The sequence below is a fragment of the Luteimonas suaedae genome (assembly GCF_008312895.1).
Classification (GTDB): Bacteria; Pseudomonadota; Gammaproteobacteria; order Xanthomonadales; family Xanthomonadaceae; genus Luteimonas; species Luteimonas suaedae.
The window spans coordinates 1-3838 of sequence record NZ_VSSP01000033.1 but is presented as its reverse complement, the minus strand read 5'-3'; the positions used below and the strand labels follow the sequence as shown (position 1 = coordinate 3838).

6 protein-coding genes are annotated in these 3838 nt (G+C 60.5%); 1 reads left to right on the top strand and 5 read right to left on the bottom strand.

The window, feature by feature from the left end; genetic code table 11:
- Positions 1-174: 174 nt before the first annotated feature.
- The 4 genes from FXO19_RS18945 to FXO19_RS18930 form a co-directional block, all read right to left on the bottom strand.
- Complete coding sequence (locus FXO19_RS18945; RefSeq protein ID WP_187775863.1) at positions 175-987, bottom strand: CPBP family intramembrane glutamic endopeptidase; 813 nt, start codon at positions 985-987, stop codon at positions 175-177.
- 35 nt (positions 988-1022) lie between these two features.
- Positions 1023-1331 (bottom strand): putative quinol monooxygenase, encoded by a 309-nt coding sequence (locus FXO19_RS18940; RefSeq protein ID WP_149196676.1) that lies wholly within the window; start codon positions 1329-1331, stop codon positions 1023-1025.
- Positions 1332-1710: 379 nt separating this feature from the next.
- Positions 1711-2121: an SRPBCC family protein gene (locus FXO19_RS18935; RefSeq protein ID WP_149196675.1), complete on the bottom strand. Its 411-nt coding sequence runs from the start codon at positions 2119-2121 to the stop codon at positions 1711-1713.
- Positions 2122-2347: 226 nt separating this feature from the next.
- Complete coding sequence (locus tag FXO19_RS18930; RefSeq protein WP_149196674.1) at positions 2348-2617, bottom strand: XAC0095 family protein; 270 nt, start codon at positions 2615-2617, stop codon at positions 2348-2350.
- A gap of 222 nt (positions 2618-2839) precedes the next feature.
- Between FXO19_RS18930 and FXO19_RS18925 the strand changes: the two genes are divergently transcribed.
- Complete coding sequence (locus FXO19_RS18925; RefSeq protein WP_149196673.1) at positions 2840-3088, top strand: helix-turn-helix domain-containing protein; 249 nt, start codon at positions 2840-2842, stop codon at positions 3086-3088.
- Between the two features lie 53 nt (positions 3089-3141).
- On the opposite strand, the gene FXO19_RS18920 is transcribed toward FXO19_RS18925, so the two are convergent.
- On the bottom strand, positions 3142-3708 hold the full coding sequence (locus tag FXO19_RS18920) for a DUF4145 domain-containing protein (RefSeq protein WP_149196672.1): 567 nt from the start codon (positions 3706-3708) through the stop codon (positions 3142-3144).
- Positions 3709-3838 lie beyond the last annotated feature (130 nt).

Here is a 3838-nt window from a genome sequence, read left to right as displayed (position 1 = left end):
GCTACAGTGAACCCGGACTCCAGATCAGACCGCTACTAAAAGCGGGGGGACGTCGCGGGCACCGCACCGCCATGCGATTCCGCCTACCGACGCACCTTCCGGTTCGCGGTGGGACCGCCAATGACGAGGACCGGAGACGCAGCCGACGGTTGCCCTCTGACTTGTGCGCTCGAGTCAAGCCGAAGCCCTATACCGTCGAATGACATGGCGAAAGACGAGGTACGTAACGGCGTAAAGCATCGCGACAAGCAAGCCCGTGTCGCCGGCCACCATATCCCACCGCCACGAGTTCGAACCCGGCGCAGTCAGGAGCAATGCGGGAACAACGAACTGAAAGAAGAAATTGTGGGCAGCGTGGGCGATGGCGGCAATCCAGACCGATCCGGAGCGCACTCTGAACTCGCTGAAGACAAAACTCATGGCGACGATGCCGAAGCCATAGATCAGCGTCATGAGCAATGCATTGTCCGTCTGGTAGAACCCTCCGAAAGCAATAAGCGGGAGATGCCAGGACGCCCACACGAGTCCGCAAACAAGGTAGGGGTTCTTGACGCCGCCGCTCATCATCTTGGGCAGCAGGAATCCGCGCCATCCGAGTTCTTCTCCGAACGCGCCAATGAGGCCCAGCCCGAGGACGGATAGAAGAACGGGGCCGAGCTGGATGAGCTGCCCCGGCGAAACCAGCGAGAACTTCCGGATGTCGAGGGCCGAGGATGCAAATCCGACCAGTAATGCCAGCAGAAGCGGAACTGCGACTGCGTAGATGTAGTAGCGCCATTTTTCGACCCGAAAACCGACATCTCCAAATCCCGACTTCAAGGTGAGCCTCAGCACCACGGAGAGGAGGCCCGGGATGCACATCAGGGCGACGATCCAGAGCGGGCCGAAACTCCTGACACCGCCATTGACAATGATGAAAGCCTCGAAGCTCCAACTAACTGCCAGCACCAAAACCACGAAGATCAATGCTTGGCTTCTGTCACTCATCACGTCTCCGCGCGTTTGGCGTCTTGTTCGAGTCGCTAGGCGCCTTTCGACCATACCGGCGTCAACGCCGTTACCTGCGGAGGCCCGGAAAGCAGCGGCTCCACCTCCTTCAGGTACTCGGCATAGCTTGCCGTCTTCAGGAACGCCTGCGACGCCTCGGCGCTCGCGTATTGCTGGAACGCGTAGATCGCGTCCGGATCCGCATTGTCGAAGCAATAGAAATAAGCGATATGGCCGGGATTGGCCGACACGGCCGGCGCCATGTGCCGCTCCCATACTGTCCGGACCTCGTCCCGGCGCCCAGGTTGCGTCTTGTGCTTGATGAGGAGTGCGAAAGAAGTCATCTCGATCCTTGCGGTGATGGTAGAGAGGGGCTCGACGTCTGAATCAAGCCGGCCCGCGAAGCGGATAGCACCTGCTCCGCTATTCGATGGTGAAGAACCGTCTCAACGCCTCGGTCGTATGCTCGGGAGATTCTTCCGGAAAAAAAAGGCCCGCGTCGAGCGGTTGACCTCAAACGTCGTCACTCCAGGCCCGCCAGAACGCGACCGGTCCAAGCGCACCGCCCCGCCCCTGCGTAAGCTTCCCCGCTTGTCTTCCCCCTTTGAAAAAGGGGGATTGAGGGGGATTTGCTGTTGCCGTTGCTGTCGCCGTCTCCCGCGGACTAGGCCGCCGCCTTCCACGAACATCCAATGCGGCCCCGAACAGCCGAACCCCGCCGGCTCAGCCCTTGGCCTCCACGTACCGGCCGAAGTTGTCCAGGATCGCCTGCCAACCCTGCTGCTGCATCTCGGGCGAATTCTCGCTCTCCGCGTCGAACGTCTCCTTCACGAGCACACCCTCGGGACGCTCGACGAACTCGACCTCGACTTCGCGGCCGTCGCTCATCCGGTACTCGATGGCCTGCTTCGGCACCACGCGGGTATAGGTACCCTCGAAATCGAACCCCACGCTGCCGTCCTTCGCCTCCATGCGCGCCCGGAACTTGCCGCCCTCGCGCAGATCGACGGCGCTCTCGGTCGTGTGCCAGTCGTCCTGGGGCGCATTCCACTGCTTGATGGCCTCGGGGTCGTTCCAGGCCTCCCAGACCTTGTCCGGTCGGGCCTTGACGAGGGTCTCTACGGTGATCTTCATGTTTGTCTCCTAGTGTGCTGTGAGTGGGTGCGACATCCATTCGACGAACCGGACGCGGGGAATTCGACACCGGCTGCGTCTGGTTCTGCAGGCCATCGGCGGTCCGCGGACCGGAAGTTGGCAATGCGATCGATGACCGCCCGAAGATGCGGACACGCATCAGCAGTCCCCCGGCTAGTCCGTGGCGATCGACCACACGATCGGGCGCGGCCGTCGGATGGCTGCGCTACGCGGGCGGTGGAGCTCCCGGCCAACGGACCTGCCGCAGGGCGTGATCGAGCCGGTCGGCCAATTCCCGGAAGCAATACGCCAACGCCACAGGCTTGAGCGACAGCTCGGCCTGGGGCAGATCGTCGTGCGGGGAACGTGGTGCAGTCAGGCGGGCCAGCAGGTGCAGGTGCTCGCTGGTCTGGACCATGGCCAGATGGGCGTCCTCGGGCAACAGATAGCCTTCGGACGCGGGGCGGAACGGTTCACTTCCTTTGTGCTTGCGCATGTGATGCTCCCAGGCAGCCGTGCCGAATTACGGCGGGTACCGCAAGATGTCGGGAGCCTCGAAGCCGCATGGAAGCAGGCGGATATCGGGGCTAGCTTATCGGCGGCCAATGCCGAGTCGATGTCTTCCATGCCGGACCTGCGAATGGCAGCGTGCCTCCTTGGTCAGACCCTATGCACCGGCAAACGCTGTGACCACGCCCTATAAGGACACCCTCTATGCGTGACATTAGCGCTCACCACCGGATGGCAACAGAGCCCAGAACGATCTTCCGGCCAACGCCTCGCGGAAGTCCGCAAGGCCAAGGGGCTTTCTCAGGAAAGTCTGGCCCTCGAAAGCGGACTCTCCCGTAGCTATCTTGGCGGCGTCGAGCGCGGCCAGCGCAACATCGCGCTACTCAAGGCTTGCGAAAGCCTTGAAAGTCAGCCCTGCCTACTTGCTGGAGCCGCCTGCAGGGTCAAGAAGAAATAGGCCTCCGAACGGCACCAGGTTGAGCTTGCTAAGTGTTAATTCACCGGGTAATTTTACGATGCTGGAATCCGACTTGGAAACTCATAGATAAACTTCAGAAGCATTTCGGAGAAGGAAAGCAGCTCTTCCGCATCGACACGCGTCATCAGGGCGATCTCATGGTTCGCTTCGTTACCCTTCTTCCGGATGTGATCAACCCAGCCTTTTCCATTTGGCGGGACGAATCCAGCTGACGCCAGGTGCTCAACATAAGCTATGAATGGTGCTCCCTCCTTTGCCCCATTGTTAACAGCGATATTAATAAGTAGCTTTCGGCTTGCAAGGACTGCTGACGTGAAACAGGACGCGGCAACGCATTGCCGAGCCTCCTCGTAGAGCGCTTTGATGTCTGGGGGAAGGTTTGCGACCTGAGCGCCAGGGGCGGCGCCGGGATACTGGCGCTCGCTAGAGAAGTAGGTTGGTGAGTTGCAATGAGGGCAAATATAGATTTTGTCGCCCATGATTTTTACGCCGCTCCCAGCTCTAACGTCTTGGTAGCCGAGGGATGCGGCAACCGTGTTGGAACACCAGCCACACACGAATCGCTTCGAGCCTATCCCCGCCGCCTGCTGCCAAGCCATGCATACCCCCTTAACGCCTGAATTAAGCCGACCCGCGAAGCGGGTTCGGCTTGAATGAATTGTTAGGCCGCAAGAATTGCCAAACTAAGTGCGACATCCGAGACCCCCAATAACAGAGAGGTGAGCTGGC

Excerpts from the sequence above, each read along its gene's own strand:
- FXO19_RS18945 (WP_187775863.1), bottom strand. The coding sequence starts at position 987 with ATGAGTGACAGAAGCCAAGCATTGATCTTCGTGGTTTTGGTGCTGGCA.
- FXO19_RS18940 (WP_149196676.1), bottom strand. The coding sequence starts at position 1,331 with ATGACTTCTTTCGCACTCCTCATCAAGCACAAGACGCAACCTGGGCGC.
- FXO19_RS18935 (WP_149196675.1), bottom strand. The coding sequence starts at position 2,121 with ATGAAGATCACCGTAGAGACCCTCGTCAAGGCCCGACCGGACAAGGTC.
- FXO19_RS18930 (WP_149196674.1), bottom strand. The coding sequence starts at position 2,617 with ATGCGCAAGCACAAAGGAAGTGAACCGTTCCGCCCCGCGTCCGAAGGC.
- FXO19_RS18920 (WP_149196672.1), bottom strand. The coding sequence starts at position 3,708 with ATGGCTTGGCAGCAGGCGGCGGGGATAGGCTCGAAGCGATTCGTGTGT.